The sequence below is a fragment of the Bacillus sp. mrc49 genome (assembly GCF_002803435.1).
The window spans coordinates 1-18660 of record NZ_PHNG01000478.1 but is presented as its reverse complement, the minus strand read 5'-3'; the positions used below and the strand labels follow the sequence as shown (position 1 = coordinate 18660).

Here is an 18660-nt window from a genome sequence, read left to right as displayed (position 1 = left end):
CCACTTATATCAATGATCAACGGATACGATGGGTCCAGCAGCTTGATTTTTAAATAATGAATATTATAGGTCATCCATAAACATCCAAATAACAGAACAAGCAGCAGTGATACATATACTTTTTTTTGCTTAGACTTCATCACTTTTCACCTTATACAGAAACCCGACCGCGATGATCGCTAAAAAAAGGATCGTCGCTCTTAAGAAAATAAAAACGAAAGCTCCAAAGGTCACTTCATTAAAAGGCTGGATGATCATGGCCTTGTTATTTTCATTTCCAGCCTCAACTGATAGTGTTCCTAACCCAATCGAGCAAGCTAAAATAGTCCCTAATACTATTACTCTTACTTTTTTCATGTTATTTCCTCCTGGTATGAAATAAGTGCATTTTCTTGGCGCTTGCCATTGTAGTCACTGCAACAATTTTTTGATGTTTTTTCATCCATGTTCTTTCTCTCATCTCCTTTGATCCAGTAAAGATTCATCATACTGGAAAAGAGAGTATATGAAGTTCCAATATTAAAACGGGAAATACCATATTTGAAATTTCACTCCATGCTCATAGCATCGCTGATGGAACGGAGCCTCCCTTTTTTCCCACAACAAAAAGGCCGTTTAACATATTCGTTAAACGGCCTTCGCGTTTTGCTATTTGGATTTTTTCACTGTTACTTTTGTTGCTTTTCCTGTATTGCCTGCTTTGTCTTTTGCTGAGACATATAACACGGATCCTGCTTTTTGCTTGCTGATTTTGACGGAATAGTTCCCCTTCTTATCAGCGGTTGCCGTTCCGATGTTTTTATTGTTTTGCTTTACGGTAACTTTTGAACCCGCTTCCGCTTTACCTGTTACTTTTGTTGCTTTGTCATTCACTTCATTCACTTTCGGTGCGGATGGTGCGGTTTTATCTTTCACTGTTACCTTTGTTGCTTTTCCTGTATTGCCCGCTTTGTCTTTTGCTGAGACATATAACACGGATCCTGCTTTTTGCTTGCTGATTTTGACGGAGTAATTCCCCTTCTTATCAACGGTTGCCGTTCCGATGCTTTTATTGTTGTACTTCACGGTAACGGTTGAGCTCGCTTCGGCTTTACCTGTTACTTTGGTGGCGCTGTCGCTTACTTCATTCACTTTCGGTGCATCCGGGGCGGTTTTATCGAGAACCGTCACGGCTGCTGCCTTGCTTTCGCGTTTTGCTAGATCAGTTGCTGTGACCGACAGTTTGGAGCCGGCCTTTTGTTTGCTGATTTTGACTTTGAAATTTCCTTTGCTGTCCGTGTTTGCTGAGCCGATCACTTTTTTCGCACTGTTTTTGACCGTGACTTTCACCTCGGCTTGCGATTGTCCCGTAACATACACATCTTTGTCGCTGACAGGCTTAATAGTTGGCTTAGCAGGGGTTGCACCCTTGTTCACGAATACTTTGATTGAAGAAGTTGCCAGTTTGGCAGAATCAGAGATATTCACAGTCAGCATTTGCTCCGCTTTTTGAACCGGAATCTTGATTGTGAACGTTCCGTTAGCAGCCGCCGTTGCTTTGGCTAGTGATTTACTTCCGCTCTTCACTTCGATCGCCGAACCTTTTTTAGCCGTTCCAGTCAGGGTTGTTTTATTATCGAATACAGAGTTGACCTTTGCTTGTAAATCCACAGCACTTAGTGCACTGAAAGCATTCAATCTTCCGTATCCTGATACTAAATCTTTACCGACAGGCAATTCCTCTTGAGGAATGATGATTTCACCATCTTCATCTTCATATTCCTCAGTAGGGTAAGCATTATCTTCTTCTTCGAATTTCACATATTCGGAGGTATCATGAAGGATTTGCCTTACTTCATTCACCTTCAATCCAGGGTTTGCGGATAATAACAGCGCTGTAGCTGCCGCAACATGCGGAGCTGCCATCGACGTACCATCCATATACGTAACGTTTCCATTAGGGACAAGGCTTGGGATGGCTGTCCCAGGAGCGACCATGTCCAATTGGAATCCATAATTGGAATAATCCGATACTAAGTCAAGAGCATTGGTTGCACCGACGGAAATCGCATATTTGGATGATGCCGGATAAGATAGAGCTTCCACCCCATCATTACCGCTTGCCACGATAACCATTACATTCTTCGCGGCGGCTTCCTTCAAGGCATATTCGATCGTCCTGCTGTATTCTCCGCCCAAACTTAAGTTTATTACCTTGGCACCGTGATCGACGGCATATTTAATGCCCAGTGCAATTTTCTCGTTATCTCCATAGCCTGAAGAATCAAGCACCTTTACAGGCATGATTTTCGCTAATGGATTGATTCCTTGCATTGAATATCCGTTATCCGCTTTGGCAGCGATGATGCCGGATACATGTGTTCCATGGCCATTGTCATCGATGGCATTGCCTTTTTTATCGATGAAATTCTTGCCTAAGTCCATGCGGACACGATCTTGCAAATCAGCCAGTGAATCATCGACACCCGTGTCGACGACCGCCACCAATGTCTCCTTTAAATTACGTTTTTTAATCAAGGCTTGCAGTTTTTCGTTATCGATGTCCGCGCCCTTGATGCCCTCTTCTCCACCAGGATTATTCAACGACCATTGATACGGTGACTGAATATCGGCTGAAAGAGCTTTATACGTTTTGACCGGCTCGATATATTCCACTTCTGAAAGGTTTTCGATCGATGATAGAGCTGATGCGCTCATCTTGGCTTGGTTCTTTAACTCCACGACGTACATATCATCATACATTGGCTCTTGCTTCTCGGGAGTCGACAGTTTTCCATATCCTTTTCCGCTTACCTTGGATTGGAAGGAGCTTAATGACTTCCCAGGTTTAAGTTTGACGATGTATTTGTTTTTTGTGTTTTTTGAAGCTGGCAGTTCGATTCCTGCTTTGCTTGCAATATCGACTATTTTCTCACCTGCAAGTTTATCAAGATTGACTTTGCTTGCAAATCCGTTCATGTCCTTCTTCAATAAAGCTGGAGCGACGTCTTCCGATTTAGTGAATAATGCTTTGATCGCTTCTTGCTGTTTGTTGCTGATGACTGCGGTGCTGCTTGCCCCGTTTTCATTCAGATCGTCAATCAGCGGCTTGATCGCGACTAAATGATCATAAACGGATTCCCTGGCTGTTTTGTTGCTAGCCAAATGAAAAGCAAGGAATGGTGACGCCTTATAGTATAAAGAAGAAAGGCTGCGTCCCTCAGACGACTTCGTGAGGACTTCATCCCGGAACACGCGAAGTGCTTTCAACAATTCTTCGCCCGTTTTCTTGTTGGTCGCACTCACTTCGACTGGACATTCTTCAAGTCCCATCCCCTCATCACCAGCGGATGGCGGCAATGTTACCGAGTGGGCATTGATCGAGTATTCAGCTTCATTTTTGGCATCCGGGATGGGATTGCCTTCATCATCCGTTTCACCAAAATATTCAACTTTCACATAATACGTTCCTTCCCAGGCATATGGGAAATCAATGACGGCTTTTTCATCCGGATAAGAGGAGACCCAATATTCGCCTTCATCTTTTTCGGCTTTTTCCTTATTCGGATACACGGAAATATTCAGGATTTTATCCGAATCGACCTCGAACTCAATATGGGAAAACTTTTGTATTTCTTCTGCTGTCGGGTTTATTTGGTACCAGTGAACATCCGGTTCATTGAACTTCCCGTCCAATGTATCCCCATTTTTAATCGTTTTGACATTTTCAATTGATGCAGTTGCAGCTTGTGAATTTTGCGGAATCAGCAAACTGAAAATCAAGGCAAAAATAAGTACAAACGCTGTCAATCTACTAACATGGTTAAGTTTCACGCTTTTACCTCCAATATTTGGTTAAAAAAATATAGTACTATACCAAATTATCACACTATAAGATTTTATCAACCAATTTTTTCCCTTTTCTATGTAAAATGTTGATATATGTGAACGGCGAACCGAAAAATGATTCCCATGTACCAAGTTAGCGACATAATTGGAAAATTACGGGCAGCTATTGATGATTTCTTCTAAAACCGGGCTGTTCCAAACAAGACTTAAGTCCTGTTTTGGCCAAAAAAACTGCCCCGGCACGAAACTCGCGCGGAGCAGTTTTCCTTCGATCGCTTTTAATTAGCGACGATATTCACTAATTTGCCAGGCACGGCAATGACTTTGCGAATCGTTTTTCCGTCGATTTGTTCTTTGATGGAGTCATCGCCCATCGCGATTTCTTCCAGTTTTTCTTTCGTGGTGTCAGTTGGCACCATCAGTTTCGTTTTGACTTTTCCGTTGATTTGGATGACGATTTCGACTTCGTTATCCACTAGCTTCGCTTCATCGAAGGCCGGCCATGTTCCGTATGTGATGCTTTCGGAGTGACCCAGTTTGGACCAAAGCTCTTCGGCAATATGCGGTGCAACCGGTGCAAGCAGTTTGACGAAGCCCTCAACATATACTTTAGGAAGCGAATCCGCTTTATACGCGTCATTGATCAATACCATCAATTGTGAAATCGCCGTATTGAATTTCAATTCTTCATAGTTCTCGGTCACTTTTTTAACCGTTTGATGATAGACCTTCTCAAGCTTGCCCGTGTCATCCGTTTCGGTCAGCTTATCCGTTAACGTTCCATCCTCGTTGACCAATAAACGCCAGATACGGTCGAGGAACCTGCGCGAACCATCCAGCCCGTTTGTTGACCAGGCAATCGATGCATCCAATGGTCCCATGAACATTTCATACATGCGAAGTGTATCGGCACCATGGCTTTCAACGATATCATCCGGGTTCACGACATTTCCTTTTGATTTACTCATTTTTTCATTATTCTCGCCAAGGATCATTCCTTGGTTAAATAGGTTTTGGAATGGCTCCTTCGTTGGCACGACGCCGATATCATACAAGAATTTATGCCAGAAACGAGCGTACAGCAAGTGAAGCACCGCATGCTCGGCACCGCCAATATAAATGTCGACCGGCATCCACTCTTTCAATTTTTCAGGATCTGCCAAAGCTTCCTTATTGTCCGGATCAATATAACGAAGGAAGTACCAGCTGCTGCCTGCCCATTGCGGCATCGTGTTCGTCTCGCGGCGCCCTTTCCGTCCGTTTTCATCGGTTACGTTCACCCATTCCGCAATGTTCGCAAGTGGAGATTCCCCTGTCCCTGAAGGCTTGATGTCAGTCGTTTTCGGTAAAATCAACGGAAGTTCCTCTTCCTCCAGTGCAGACATCGTCCCATCTTCCCAATGGATGATCGGGATCGGTTCACCCCAGTAACGCTGACGGCTGAATAACCAGTCGCGAAGACGGTAGGTAATTTTCTTCGTACCGATTTCTTTTTCTTCCAGCCATTTGATCATGGCTGAAATGCCTTCCTCTTTATTCAACCCATCAAGGAATTCCGAATTCACATGAAGGCCATCGCCTGTATACGCTTCACTCGTGACATCCCCGCCAGCGACGACTTCCTTGATCGGCAAGTCAAACTTGACAGCAAATTCATAATCACGTTCATCATGGGCAGGAACGGCCATGATCGCACCCGTTCCGTAACTGATCAGCACATAATCGGCAATCCAGATCGGCATTTTTTCGCCGTTTACCGGGTTAATCGCATAAGCCCCCGTGAAAACGCCTGATTTATCTTTTGCCAAGTCGGTTCTTTCCAAATCGCTTTTATGCTTCACTTCATCCAAATAAGCCTCAACTGCATCTCTTTGTTCAGCTGTCGTAATTTTATCGACAAAGTGATGTTCCGGGGCCAATACGGCATAAGTTGCTCCGAATAACGTATCAGGACGGGTCGTGAACACCGTGAAGGTATCATCAAAGCCGTCGATATGGAAAGTAACTTCCGCTCCCTCGGAACGCCCAATCCAGTTACGCTGCATATCCTTGATGTTCTCCGGCCAATCCACATCATTCAAGTCGTCGATCAAGCGGTCTGCATAAGCCGTGATACGAAGCATCCATTGCTTCATCGGACGGCGCTCGACAGGATGGCCTCCCCGCTCACTCTTACCATCGATGACTTCTTCGTTCGCCAAGACCGTGCCAAGTGCTGGACACCAGTTAACGGCCACTTCATCAATATAAGCCAACCCTTTTTCATATAACTTCAAGAAAATCCATTGCGTCCATTTGTAATAGTCAGGATCCGTCGTATTGATTTCACGATCCCAGTCATAAGAAAAACCAAGTGCCTTGATTTGGCGACGGAACGTGTTGATGTTGTGCTCCGTGAATTCAGCCGGGTCATTTCCCGTATCGATCGCATATTGCTCTGCCGGAAGTCCAAAGGCATCCCAGCCGATCGGATGCAGGACATTATATCCTTGGGCCCGCTTCATCCTGGCTAAAATATCGCTTGCCGTGTAACCTTCCGGGTGTCCTACATGAAGACCTGCCCCTGAAGGATATGGGAACATATCAAGGGCGTAGAATTTGCGTTTACCGCTTTCTTCGCCCGTCTTGAATGTCTTGTTGCCCTCCCAGTATTGCTGCCATTTCGTTTCTATGCTTCTATGGTCAAAACTCATTTGATTTCCTCCTTATTCCGTATAAAAAACAATAAAAAACCCCTCATCCCAAAATAGGGACGAGAGGATTATGTATATCTTCCCGCGGTACCACCCACATTGGCGATAGCTAAAATCCGCCCAGCTTAAACATCCGTAACGTGGATTGGTTCGTCAGGCATTACTTTTCACCTTCACACCTGAAACTCCAAGGCGAGTTCACAATCATCCCAGGTTGACTTGCACCACCCGTCAACTCTCTTTGCTGGAATAAAATCGCTACTGTTCCTCATCATAGTCTTTATGAGAATATTGGATTTTATTTCATTCTAGTCAATTTCACCGATAATTGCAATAGCCGTACATAAACATTATCGACAGGTTTTTCATTATATATGCGAATTCCGAAAAAATCGTGCAAAAAGGGAGCCATGAAATCACGGCTCCCTGTTCTTAATGTCGAAGTACGATCATTTCATTTTTCAATTCGTTCAGTTGCTGCTCCATCCTTGCAAGCATATCCCGTTGTTGGGCATTGGAGCTGGCATACAAGCGTTCCAAATCCGTCAACGCCTCTTCGATATACCTTTGTGAGTTCTGGAATTGTTCATCATCATAATGCTCTTGCCGTGAAGCCTCGTTAAACTCATACTCTGCAAAATGGAGAGCTCCTTCACATTGCTCTAAAAAATGATCGACGGATTGTCTGGTTGCCATTTCAAACCCTCTCCTTCGCGTCCCATTTGGATGATTTGTAATCATCTTGATTAGTTTGAACAAAAAACGAGAGGATTATCAGCGTTATTTATCAAATCATCCTTTATCCCAAAACTTCTCACCTTGATCCGATATGAAGCGCTCGATCCATTCGGCAAAGCCCATTTGCAGTTTCTCGCCTTCTTCAAAATCATCAAGATGGCCCTTCACCATTATATAATCCGTATCCCCCTCGGCTACGGCTCTCCCGTCAATGACGATATTATCTTGATAGATGCAGGCTACCTTAAAGCAGCCTTCAAAGGGGAGTTCATATGTGTAATTCATGATATCATCGAGGCTGTATATATCATTTTCCCCGCCTGATTCCCGTGTTTCGAATAATTTGCAGCCATTCGTTATTTTCAAAAACTCTTTATAATCTTCGGGCAGATGCAATCCGGTTTTCTTTTCAAAGGAATGAATTTCCTCATCCGAAGCAGGTGAATTGAAGGTACAAGAGGCTTGGTATATAAACCCATCTTCCTTTGCTTCGAATACCTGATTATTTTCGGCTAATCGCTTTTTCATATGATTAATCGCTTCTTCAACTTGACCGGTCATGTCCATCAGCTCCCGATTGGATATAGTCTTTCACTTGATTTTGTCGAATTAGCAGCCAAAAGTTCAGCCCTCAAGTATACATTATACGCTTATTTTTCAAAAAAAGACCTAGCTGCCAGAATGTTGTATAATATATGGTGCGCTTCATTTATACCAAGGAGGTTGCTGATTTGAATCAAGCAAACCCGTTTATATATGCAACGGATAACAAACGATATCATACATGGAATTACCACTTGAGAAATCATTTTGGACATAAGGTTTTTAAAGTTGCCCTGGACGGCGGCTTTGACTGCCCGAACCGTGACGGCACCGTCGCACATGGAGGCTGTACCTTCTGCAGTGCTTCAGGCTCGGGCGACTTTGCCGGCAGCCGCGTTGAGCCGCTCGACGTCCAGTTCAAAAAAATCAGCGAACGGATGCACCATAAATGGAAAGATGGAAAGTATATGGCCTATTTCCAGGCGTTCACGAATACGCATGCACCAGTCGATGTCCTTCGCGAAAAATATGAACAGGTATTGACCCAGGAAGGTGTGGTCGGGCTCTCGATAGCGACACGCCCCGACTGTCTGCCGGATGATGTGGTCGAGTATTTGGCAGAATTGAACGAGCGCACTTACCTATGGGTGGAGCTCGGTCTTCAGACGGTTCATGAAAAGACCGCGACGATGATCAACCGCGCCCATGACTTCGACTGCTATAAAGAAGGTGTCGATAAGCTGCGTAAACATGGCATCCGCGTCTGCTCCCATATCATCAATGGCCTTCCCCAGGAGGACTACACGATGATGATGGAAACGGCCCGGGAAGTCGCCAAGCTCGATGTGCAGGGGATAAAAATCCATTTACTTCACCTTTTGAAAGGGACACCGATGGTCAAGCAATATGAAAAAGGCTTGCTTGAATTCCTTGATCGCGATGAATATGTCAGCCTCGTATGCGATCAGCTGGAAATCATCCCTCCTGAAATGATCGTTCATCGCATAACCGGTGACGGTCCGATCGATTTGATGATCGGTCCGATGTGGAGCGTCAACAAATGGGATGTCCTGAATGCCATCGATGCCGAATTGAAACGCCGCAGCAGCTGGCAAGGAAAAAATCATCAACTGGAGGAACTAACAGATGAAGCTTGACCGCATCTTGCCTTACGCAAGAATTTTGCTTGAAAAAACGGTGCAACCCGGAGATATCGCCGTGGACGGCACGATGGGCAACGGCATTGATACGGCCTTTCTGGCCGGACTTACAGGTGAAACGGGACATGTCTATAGTTTCGATATCCAAAAAGAAGCCCTCCAGAACACAAGCGTCAAACTGGAGAACGAGGGTCTAAGCAATCAATGCACGCTCATCCATGATGGACATCAACACCTCAGTAACTATATCAGGAAAGAACATGCCGGAAAGATTACCGGTGCCATATTCAACCTGGGCTACCTACCTGGCGGGGATAAATCGATCATCACCGAAGCCGATACAACGACAGCCGCCATTGAACAGCTGTTCGGACTGCTTGCTCCCGAAGGCATCATCATTCTCGTCATCTACCATGGGCATCCAGGCGGATCGCAGGAACGCGATGCACTGATGGACTATGTGCAAAACTTTCCGCAACAAAAAGCCCATATCCTGAAATACGGCTTCATCAACCAAGCCAACAATCCTCCCTTCATCATCGCGATTGAAAAGAGGTAATCCCAATGGACGGATTATGCTCGATGTTGGACGAAAAACTCGCTGTAGGACGAATTATGCTCGCGGACGGACGGATTATCCCCGATGTCGGACGATTTACGCTCGTGGACGGACGGATTAGGCTCGTGAACGGACGGATTTTACTCGATGTTGGACGAAAAACTCGCTGAAGGACGAATTATGAACGCGGACGGACGAATTACACCCGATGTTGGACGAAAAACTCGCTGAAGGACGAATTATGAACGCGGACGGACGGATTATCCTCGATGTTGGACGAAAAACCCGCTGAAGGTTGAATTATGAACGCGGACGGACGGATTATCCCCGCTGTTGGATGAATTACGCTCGTGGACGGACGGATTATCCCCGATGTTGGACGATTTACGCTCGTGGACGGACGGATTACGCTCGATGTTGGACGAAAAAACCGCTGAAGGACGAATTATGCTCGCTGTCGGACGAATTATCCCCGATGTTGGACGAATTACGCTCGTGGACGGACGGATTATCCCCGATGTTGGACGAAAAACTCGCTGAAGGTTGAATTATGAACGCGGACGGACGGATTATCCGCGATGTCGGACAAATTACGCCCTTTGTTAAACAAAATAAAAAGCTGCCGATCACTTCATTTCGGCAGCTTTTTTTACATATCCGGCACAGCGGTATATTCGGGTCAAACGACATAGCCTAATATTTTCAATCGATTCTCAACAAAGCTCAGGGCATATTGGAATACGTCATCTCGTTCCGGCTCGTTAAAGATTTCATGATAAAGCTTTGGCCATTCTTTATATTGCTTCTCACTGGCCAAGTTATAATTAAACCACTCACGAACCGCCTTCTTATTCACGATTCGGTCATCTCCGCCCTGCATGACCAAAAGCGGCACATCCTGAAAATCAGGGATTTCCTCAAAGGCATCCTTCATGGCCTGGGAAAGCTCCCGATACCAGCGAACGGAAACCTTTGTGATGTATAAGGTATCATTCCTATCGCATTCACGGACCTCCGAGCTTCTCGTTGCCATTTCAGGAGTTAGTCCCGAATCTACCCTGAACTGGGGCATCACAAGATTCAAGCCATGTGAGATGCTTGCGAGGAATTTCGGAGGCTTGGTTACGAGCCCTAAACAAGGTGAAGATAAAATCACGCCTGCAATATCCCATTCCTCTTCCTGAAGAAGCCGAATTGAAATCAGGCCTCCCATGCTATGTCCAAGCAAAAAGACCGGGAGCGAGTATTCGTAAGCTTCCTCTATCCAGCTTTTCACTTCATCTAAATATTCATCAAAGGAATCGATATGTCCCCGGTAGGCTCGAGTGGTCATGCCCTGCCCAGGAAGGTCGCCCATGACGACATGGTATCCGGCTGAAAGCCACATTTGGGTAACCCATTTATAGCGTCCGTGATGCTCCATTGCCCCATGAATGATGACAATGACGCCTTTTGCGTCCCCTTCTGTCTCCCATTTCCACATTCGAAATCCCCCTTTCACTTTTCACTTGTTGTATACGATCCATGATAATTAAAATATATATATAAATAATAACCATATTCGCGATTTTCGACAAAAAAGAAAACTAACAAGTTGTACATTCGTATTATAAATAGCCAAGTGTATTTGCATACGGTATATTAAAATAATACATAAAAACATTCACTTCGGAAAGGAAATGATTGAAAATGATTATTTATCCGTTCAAAGGCAAGGAACCACAGATTTCCGAAAGCGCTTATATTGCGGAGAATGCAGTCGTGACAGGCGATGTGAAAATTGGCGACGAATCGTCAATCTGGTTCAATTCCGTCATCCGCGGTGATGTGGCCCCAACCATCATCGGTAAAAAAGTAAGTATCCAAGATAATAGTGTCCTCCACCAAAGCCCCAATAATCCATTGATCATTGAAGATGAGGTAACCATTGGCCATCAGGTCATTTTACATAGCTGTAAAATCCGCAAAGGAGCCTTGGTCGGCATGGGCTCGATCGTACTTGACGCAGCCGAAATCGGTGAAGGAGCTTTTATCGGTGCCGGCAGTCTCGTTCCCCAAGGCAAAGTGATCCCGCCGAATATGTTGGCATTCGGACGCCCGGCCAAAGTGATCCGCGAAATCAATGCGGAAGATCGTCAGGACATGGAACGGATCGTGCGCGAATATGCCGAAAAAGGACAATACTACAAAACAGCAGACCGAATAAAATAAACTAGGGGCTTGTCCATGCCTCTTTTACACGCCAAATATCCTCTGGTAAATCACTCAGTGGGTTTATTGAATTATTCCCTCTGCAAACCAAATTAATCCTACCAAAAAAAGGTGCACCGCAATTAGCGGCGCACCTTTTCCATCTGGATCATGCTTGTGCTTTTAAAGTTTCTGCTTTATCCGTGCGTTCCCACGGAAGATCGACATCGGTACGGCCAAAGTGTCCGTATGCAGCTGTCTGCTTGTAGATCGGGCGACGAAGGTCAAGCATTTTGATGATGCCTGCTGGGCGAAGGTCGAAGTTAGCGCGAACTAGGTCAACCAGGACGTCTTCGCTAACAGTGCCCGTTCCGAATGTATCAATCGAGATCGATACAGGCTCTGCCACACCAATAGCGTAAGCCAATTGTACTTCGGCTTTATCAGCCAGGCCAGCTGCCACGATGTTTTTGGCAACATAGCGTGCAGCGTATGCCGCAGAACGGTCAACTTTCGTAGCATCCTTACCAGAGAATGCACCGCCGCCGTGACGAGCGTATCCGCCGTACGTATCAACGATGATTTTACGGCCAGTAAGACCAGCATCCCCTTGAGGTCCGCCAATTACGAAACGGCCAGTCGGGTTGATGAAGTATTTCGTTTCAGCATCGATCAATTCAGCAGGAACCACCGCTTTGATGACATGCTCTTTTAAATCGGCTTGAATTTGCTCAAGCGTGATTTCTGCATCATGCTGTGTAGAGATGACGATCGTATCTACACGTACAGGACGGTTATTTTCATCATATTCCACAGTTACTTGTGTTTTTCCATCCGGGCGTAAGTAAGCAAGCGTTTCATCTTTACGTACTTGAGCCAAGCGGAATGAAAGCTTATGGGCCAATGAAATCGGAAGCGGCATAAGCTCTTCTGTTTCATTGCAAGCGAATCCGAACATAAGACCTTGGTCCCCTGCACCGATTGCATCGATTTCTTCCTCTGACATGTTGCCTTCACGTGCTTCCAAAGCTTTATCGACGCCAGCTGCGATATCGGCAGACTGCTCATCGATCGAGCTCAATACAGCACAAGTTTCAGCATCGAAGCCGTATTTCGCGCGAGTGTAGCCAATTCCTGCAATCGTATCACGAACGATACGCGGAATATCCACATAAGCGGATGTTGTAATTTCACCAGCAACAAGCACAAGACCTGTCGTTACACTTGTTTCACACGCAACACGTGCATTTGCATCCTTAGCAAGGATAGCATCTAAAATGGAATCTGAAATCTGATCACAAATCTTGTCCGGATGGCCCTCTGTAACAGATTCAGAAGTAAATAGACGTTTCTTTGACATCATATTTCCTCCTTGGAAGTTAGTATGTGGTAGGCATAAGCCTGATTTTTTTTACGGAACTCGTTTCCCTTATTAGCTTCAACTATAGACACAGAATTAATTAAAAAACACAAAAACCTTCCCTGGAAAATGAGGAAAGGTTTAACATTCTGTCTTCTATCCTTTCACTCTTATCGTTCAAGGGTTTTTTACCTTGCTCAGGTTAGCACCATCACCACTTTTCCTTGAAGAACACCGCTTTATTTTCGGCGATTGCTCTTGGAGTCAAGTTCAATATGGCAGGTTGCTGGGTTTCAAAGGGCCTGTCCCTCCACCAACTCGGGATAAGAGAATCCGTACAATTTAAGATAATATCGTATTGGGTCGGAATTTGTCAATGATTTTCTATCAAGAACATTTCCGGTCAACGGCCAAATCGGGCACAACAATCTTCGCTCCCCCGGCATTAAAGGATTTTCAGGCGCATGACAATGATTATTACTTCTTATAATAAAGGGGAAATTTACTTTCATTAAAGCATATGCAGGAATCCCGGCATGGTTCCTGCCCATTTAAAATGATGAATCTAACCAGATGAAAATTATCACAATTCAGATGATATAGTATAGACTATTTAAATAAATGTGTTATACTAATCGTAATATAAAACTTAAACAAAGGAAGGTACCTCATATATGAATTCTGTAGACGTTTCTAATGAGTTACACCAGTTATTAACAGGAAACAACGTGCAAACTCAGCTTTCAGTTCCTAAATTGGTCGAAAAGGTATTAAGCAGGAATGAAGGGGTTTTAACTTCAACTGGAGCAGTAAAAGCAGAAACAGGCAAATATACTGGCCGTTCACCTAAAGATAAATATATCGTCGAGGAAGCATCCGTAAAAGATAAAGTCGATTGGGGTTCAGTGAACCAGCCAATTTCGGAAGATGTGTTCAATAAACTATATAATAAAGTAATTGACTACTTAAAAGCAAAAGAAGAGATTTTCGTTTTCAAGGGCTTCGCTGGCGCAGAAGAATCATCCCGCCTTCCAATTCGTGTGGTTAATGAATATGCTTGGCATAATCTTTTCGCGCATACTTTATTCATCCGTCCAAACGAAGAGGAGCTAAGAGGCCATGAAGCAGAATTCACGATCCTTTCGGCACCTAACTTCAAAGCAGATCCAGCGGTGGACGGAACGCAATCCGAAACGTTCATCATCGTTTCTTTTGAACGCCGCACCATCTTGATCGGCGGAACGGAATATGCAGGTGAAATGAAAAAATCGATCTTCTCGATCATGAACTACCTTCTTCCAGAGGCTGGAATCCTTCCAATGCACTGCTCTGCGAATGTAGGACGTGAAGGGGACGTCGCTTTATTCTTCGGACTGTCCGGAACCGGCAAGACGACTTTATCTGCAGACACGAATCGCAAGCTGATCGGTGATGATGAACACGGCTGGGCTTCTAACGGTGTTTTCAACATCGAAGGCGGCTGCTATGCGAAAACGATCAACCTTTCACGTGAAAAAGAACCACAAATCTTCGATGCCATCCGTTTTGGAGCCGTACTGGAAAATGTTGTGGTTGATCCGAATACACGTGAAGCGGATTATGATGACAGTTCATTGACTGAAAACACCCGTGCCGCATACCAAATGCAAGCAATCGATAATATCGTGAGCCCAAGTATTGCCGGACACCCGAATACGATCATTTTCCTGACGGCTGATGCTTCAGGCGTATTGCCTCCAATCAGCAAGCTGTCCAAGGAACAAGCGATGTTCCATTTCCTAAGCGGATACACAAGCAAGTTAGCTGGAACGGAAAGAGGGGTAACTTCACCGGAGGCGACATTCTCCACTTGCTTCGGTTCACCATTCTTGCCGCTACCTGCTACACGCTATGCTGAAATGCTTGGTGATAAAATTGACGAGCACAATGCAAAAGTATACCTTGTCAATACAGGATGGACAGGCGGAGCATACGGAACTGGAAGCCGCATGAAACTTGCTTACACTCGTGCCATGGTTCAGGCGGCACTTGAAGGGGAATTGGCTAACATTGAAACGGTCAAGGATGAAATCTTTGGTTTGAATATCCCGCTTCATGTTCCTGGCGTTCCGGACGAAGTGCTTCAGCCAATCAAGACTTGGGCAGATCCTGAAGCTTACAAGCAATCCGCAACGGACCTTGCCGCTCAATTCCGTGCAAACTTCAAGAAGTTCGGCAGCGTTCCAAATGAAATCGAAGATCTTGGCGGACCGATCGCTTAATATAAATCATACACAAAAGGACCAAGCACTTGCTTGGTCCTTTGTTCTGTCCATATAGGTTAGAACAAACCTCCTTTCTTCCCCTAAAAAAGGGCACGGACACAGTGGTCGGCACCCTTTTCCATTCATTAGATTGATTTAGCTGATCGCTTTATTTCTGGCTTTTTCCTTCGACACCTTTTTATATTGATAAATATTGCCCAAGTTGGCGACCGGGACTTCGGTCTTCGTTACATCAATGCAATTGCGTGTATCGAGGATCATTTTATTGGCCATCAGATTTGATAGATTGTCATAATCCATCAGCTTGAATTCATCGTGGTCGGTCAAGACGAGAATCAGGTCGGCATCGTTTACGGCATCCTCCACTGAAACGATGGGCATCATGCCGGACTGAACATGCGGGTCATGCAGGGCTACGTCCATATACTCCATCCCCATCAAAATATTGACGACATCGATGGCAGGACTTTCCCGGATATCATCGACATTCCCTTTGTAGGAAAGCCCGAAGATCGCCACCTTTGGCCGCTCGATTCCTTCAAGCATCATCCTTACGCAATTGACGATGTAATAGGGCATCGATACGTTGGTATCACGGGCCAGCTTAATGATTCTCGCAAACTCTGGGGCTTTTGCGACAACGAAATAGGGATCGACCGCTAAGCAATGACCGCCGACTCCTGGCCCTGGTTGGTGAATGTTGACACGCGGGTGCTTATTGGCCATCGATATGACGTCCAATACATTGATGTCCAGCTCGAAGCACACTTTCGTCAGTTCATTAGCAAGGGCGATATTCACATCCCGGAAGGTATTTTCCATCAGCTTGGACATTTCTGCCGTCTTGGCATCCGTCTGAATGATCTCCCCTTTAACGAAGGTTCGATAGACCAGGCTCCCTTCATATGAGCATGTTTCCGTAATTCCGCCGACGATACGGTTATTATGAACCAGCTCTTCCAATATCCTTCCAGGCAAAACACGTTCAGGACAATGAACAAGGAAGATCTCTTCTCCGATGGTAAGGCCCGTCATTTCAATCATCGGTCTGATATGATCATCCATGCTTCGAGGAGCGATCGTCGATTCGATGATGATGACATTTCCCTTCCTGATGAATGGAAGGATGCTTGCGACTGCTTCGGTGACATGGGTCAAATCACAGGATTTGTGCAGGTCGGTTTTATTTGGCGTAGGCACAGCAATAATGAAAACATCTGCATATTCCGGTCTTAATGACGCTTGGAACTTTTGGGCATCCAGCACTTCATGCAAAACTTGCTCCAATCCAGGTTCCTCGATATGGAGCTTGCCCTGATTCAAATTGGAGATGATATCAGGATGGATATCCACTCCGACGACGTCGACACCATGTTTCGCAAACATTAAAGAAGTTGGCAGTCCTATATAACCCAGTCCCAATGTACATATTTTCATATAAACCACTCCTATTCATTATGATCTGCTACACGCTAGCTCAGGCAGTTTGATAAATCTCGATGAAGATTTCCTTCTCTTGCTTCCAATTGTATTTTTGGCGGGCCATCAAGCAATTCCGGCTCATTTCCGCCCTTTTTTCAGGATGCTTCAGTAAGTAATTGACTCCTTCCGCAATCGCTTTAGGATCATGTGAATCGACACATACACCGATCCGTTCCGCATCGACCACCTTTTGAATTTCGGGGAAGCTGCAGGCAACGACCGGCACACCGCTCATCATGTATTCAAATAATTTATTCGAAGAAGCGGAATAGTGATTAAAGCAAACATTATTCAATACTTGAAAACCTAAATAAGCATTTTTCGTATAATGGAGCAATTCGTCGACCGGGACCTTTGGCAAGAATTTCACCCGATGCTCCAAATCCATTTCCTTTACCTTCTTCATTAATGCAGCCTTGATTTTTCCATCTCCTATAAAAACCACCGTCCCTGCCTTGATCAGCGGCACAGCATCGACCAATTGCTCCAGCCCCCTGCCCATCTGGACACCGCCTTGATACAACAATATCGGTTCATCGGGCGGCAAACTCAGCAGCTCATGCAAATCCACGGACGTGCTTTCCTCCGGATTGGTCGGAATCGGATAGTTATGGACAACTTTTGGATAGAGACCATATAAGTCTTCATTATATTTAGCTCTCGTATGGTTCTCGGCAATCATTTCGTCGACGAATAGTAAGAGGAATTTCTCCATCGTCCCGTAGATCCGGCTATTATATCCCGTTCTGCTCGTTTGGACTTCATGCGAATCATAAATCAGCTTTTTCCTTCTCAGCCATTTACTGCTGATCGCTCCCTGCATGAGCGTATTCAAGTCATTGGAATGGTAAAAGTCATATTTCTTTTTCCGCCCATGATAAACCATTTGACCAAAAATATAGCTTCTTGTTAATAAAGTCGGCAGCTTCGTACGGGTCATGATCATGGACCCCAAGGCAAGGATTGCTAGGGAGCCAATCAAAATCGCCGATCCCTCCCAGCTAGTGATTAAGTTCAGGTTCAACATCGTGTTCCAAACCAATAAGGTCAATAAGGTGATTTCAAACTTCTTTTTCTTCAATTTGCCGACGATCCTAAGAATTTTATGAAGTGCCTCCCAGCGGTTATTGACCCTTGTGACCGTGAAGCCACTTTGATGTTTTTCCTTTTTGGGCAAATCCTTGATCTTCCAATTATGGATGGCGATCAAATCCACTTCATACCCCACTTCCGTAAGTGCTGTACATTCTCTTAGAACCCTTGCATCGTTCGTAAAGTGATTCCACACAAACATACATACCTTCTTCGTCATGTTGTCCTCCACTTCCGGTTTATTCTTCCCTACGCCTCCAAGACGTTGATGAGGCCTTTAATATTTTGGGACCATAGAAAATGCTGTTTCGCATATACATAACCGTTTTCCCCTAGCTCTTCACGCAGCGCTCGATCTCTGGCCATGGTCAAAATGTGGCGACTGATTTCACCCACATCCCGGCTATCTGCCACCAGCCCGCACTTCGCCTCTGAGATCACCTGCTTGGCCCTTCCCGCCACATCACCGACAATTGGCTTTCCGACACACATATAATCAATGATCTTTCCAGGCAGCACCTTATTGAACACCTCTTTTTCCACCAAGCTTACATAAGCAATATGGGAGGAGGAAACTTCATGAAGGGTCACCCTCCGATTCATCGCATTAATGACTTTTATATTCGCCAATCCCTTCGCGCTGATTTCCCTCTCGACTTCAGCTGCCCGGTAGCCGTATCCGATTATCGTGAACTCGATTTGCTCATGTTTCCTTAACGTTTCAGCAATGGCTATCAGTTTTTTCAGGTCT

Annotated in this window: 16 protein-coding genes, 1 riboswitch and 1 other annotated feature; of the genes, 6 read left to right on the top strand and 10 right to left on the bottom strand. The window is 45.1% G+C overall.

Annotation, left to right across the window (positions count from 1 at the left end):
- Positions 1-129 precede the first annotated feature (129 nt).
- From CVN76_RS04220 to CVN76_RS04200, 5 genes are all read right to left on the bottom strand, one after another.
- Entirely contained in the window at positions 130-357 is a 228-nt protein-coding gene (locus CVN76_RS04220; RefSeq protein ID WP_100530416.1) for a hypothetical protein, read from the bottom strand.
- 291 nt (positions 358-648) lie between these two features.
- Positions 649-3813 carry an Ig-like domain-containing protein gene (locus tag CVN76_RS04215; RefSeq protein ID WP_100530415.1) on the bottom strand — a complete coding sequence of 1055 codons (3165 nt, stop codon included), beginning with the start codon at positions 3811-3813 and terminating at the stop codon, positions 649-651.
- 293 nt (positions 3814-4106) lie between these two features.
- Positions 4107-6521 carry a leucine--tRNA ligase gene (gene leuS / locus CVN76_RS04210; protein ID WP_100530414.1) on the bottom strand — a complete coding sequence of 805 codons (2415 nt, stop codon included), beginning with the start codon at positions 6519-6521 and terminating at the stop codon, positions 4107-4109.
- Positions 6522-6573: 52 nt separating this feature from the next.
- Positions 6574-6805: a binding site (T-box leader), on the bottom strand.
- Positions 6806-6953: 148 nt separating this feature from the next.
- Positions 6954-7217 carry a DUF2524 family protein gene (locus CVN76_RS04205; RefSeq protein WP_100530413.1) on the bottom strand — a complete coding sequence of 88 codons (264 nt, stop codon included), beginning with the start codon at positions 7215-7217 and terminating at the stop codon, positions 6954-6956.
- 96 nt (positions 7218-7313) lie between these two features.
- Positions 7314-7820 carry an SMI1/KNR4 family protein gene (locus tag CVN76_RS04200; protein WP_157805508.1) on the bottom strand — a complete coding sequence of 169 codons (507 nt, stop codon included), beginning with the start codon at positions 7818-7820 and terminating at the stop codon, positions 7314-7316.
- A 170-nt stretch (positions 7821-7990) separates the two neighbouring features.
- Between CVN76_RS04200 and CVN76_RS04195 the strand changes: the two genes are divergently transcribed.
- The 4 genes from CVN76_RS04195 (at position 7991) to CVN76_RS30830 (ending at position 10068) form a co-directional block, all read left to right on the top strand.
- A complete protein-coding gene (locus CVN76_RS04195) occupies positions 7991-8959 on the top strand; it encodes a TIGR01212 family radical SAM protein (RefSeq protein ID WP_100530411.1) in 969 nt (322 codons plus the stop codon).
- A complete protein-coding gene (locus CVN76_RS04190) occupies positions 8949-9521 on the top strand; it encodes a class I SAM-dependent methyltransferase (RefSeq protein WP_100530410.1) in 573 nt (190 codons plus the stop codon). Before CVN76_RS04195 ends, CVN76_RS04190 begins: the two co-directional genes overlap by 11 nt.
- A gap of 5 nt (positions 9522-9526) precedes the next feature.
- Positions 9527-9691 carry a hypothetical protein gene (locus tag CVN76_RS30835; RefSeq protein WP_157805507.1) on the top strand — a complete coding sequence of 55 codons (165 nt, stop codon included), beginning with the start codon at positions 9527-9529 and terminating at the stop codon, positions 9689-9691.
- Between the two features lie 125 nt (positions 9692-9816).
- Complete coding sequence (locus CVN76_RS30830; RefSeq protein WP_157805506.1) at positions 9817-10068, top strand: hypothetical protein; 252 nt, start codon at positions 9817-9819, stop codon at positions 10066-10068.
- Positions 10069-10200: 132 nt separating this feature from the next.
- Here the strand turns inward: CVN76_RS30830 and CVN76_RS04185 are convergent, their stop codons facing one another.
- Positions 10201-11004 carry an alpha/beta hydrolase gene (locus tag CVN76_RS04185; protein WP_100530409.1) on the bottom strand — a complete coding sequence of 268 codons (804 nt, stop codon included), beginning with the start codon at positions 11002-11004 and terminating at the stop codon, positions 10201-10203.
- Positions 11005-11213: 209 nt separating this feature from the next.
- Here CVN76_RS04185 and CVN76_RS04180 point away from each other — a divergent pair, with 209 nt between their 5' ends.
- Positions 11214-11732 (top strand): gamma carbonic anhydrase, encoded by a 519-nt coding sequence (locus tag CVN76_RS04180; RefSeq protein ID WP_100530418.1) that lies wholly within the window; start codon positions 11214-11216, stop codon positions 11730-11732.
- 148 nt (positions 11733-11880) lie between these two features.
- Here the strand turns inward: CVN76_RS04180 and metK are convergent, their stop codons facing one another.
- Positions 11881-13074: a methionine adenosyltransferase gene (metK, locus tag CVN76_RS04175; RefSeq protein WP_061142066.1), complete on the bottom strand. Its 1194-nt coding sequence runs from the start codon at positions 13072-13074 to the stop codon at positions 11881-11883.
- Between the two features lie 164 nt (positions 13075-13238).
- Positions 13239-13401: riboswitch (SAM riboswitch) on the bottom strand.
- A 344-nt stretch (positions 13402-13745) separates the two neighbouring features.
- Between metK and pckA the strand changes: the two genes are divergently transcribed.
- The gene (gene pckA / locus CVN76_RS04170) at positions 13746-15332 is read left to right on the top strand and encodes a phosphoenolpyruvate carboxykinase (ATP) (protein ID WP_100530408.1); all 1587 of its coding nucleotides are present in this window, start codon (positions 13746-13748) and stop codon (positions 15330-15332) included.
- Positions 15333-15470: 138 nt separating this feature from the next.
- On the opposite strand, the gene CVN76_RS04165 is transcribed toward pckA, so the two are convergent.
- From CVN76_RS04165 to CVN76_RS04155, 3 genes are all read right to left on the bottom strand, one after another.
- Positions 15471-16772, bottom strand: coding sequence for a nucleotide sugar dehydrogenase (locus tag CVN76_RS04165; RefSeq protein ID WP_100530407.1), 1302 nt, complete (start codon positions 16770-16772; stop codon positions 15471-15473).
- Positions 16773-16812: 40 nt separating this feature from the next.
- Entirely contained in the window at positions 16813-18129 is a 1317-nt protein-coding gene (locus tag CVN76_RS04160) for a glycosyltransferase (protein ID WP_232732097.1), read from the bottom strand.
- A 29-nt stretch (positions 18130-18158) separates the two neighbouring features.
- Positions 18159-18660: glycosyltransferase (locus CVN76_RS04155; RefSeq protein ID WP_157805505.1), on the bottom strand; the 502-nt coding region annotated here is incomplete at its 5' end.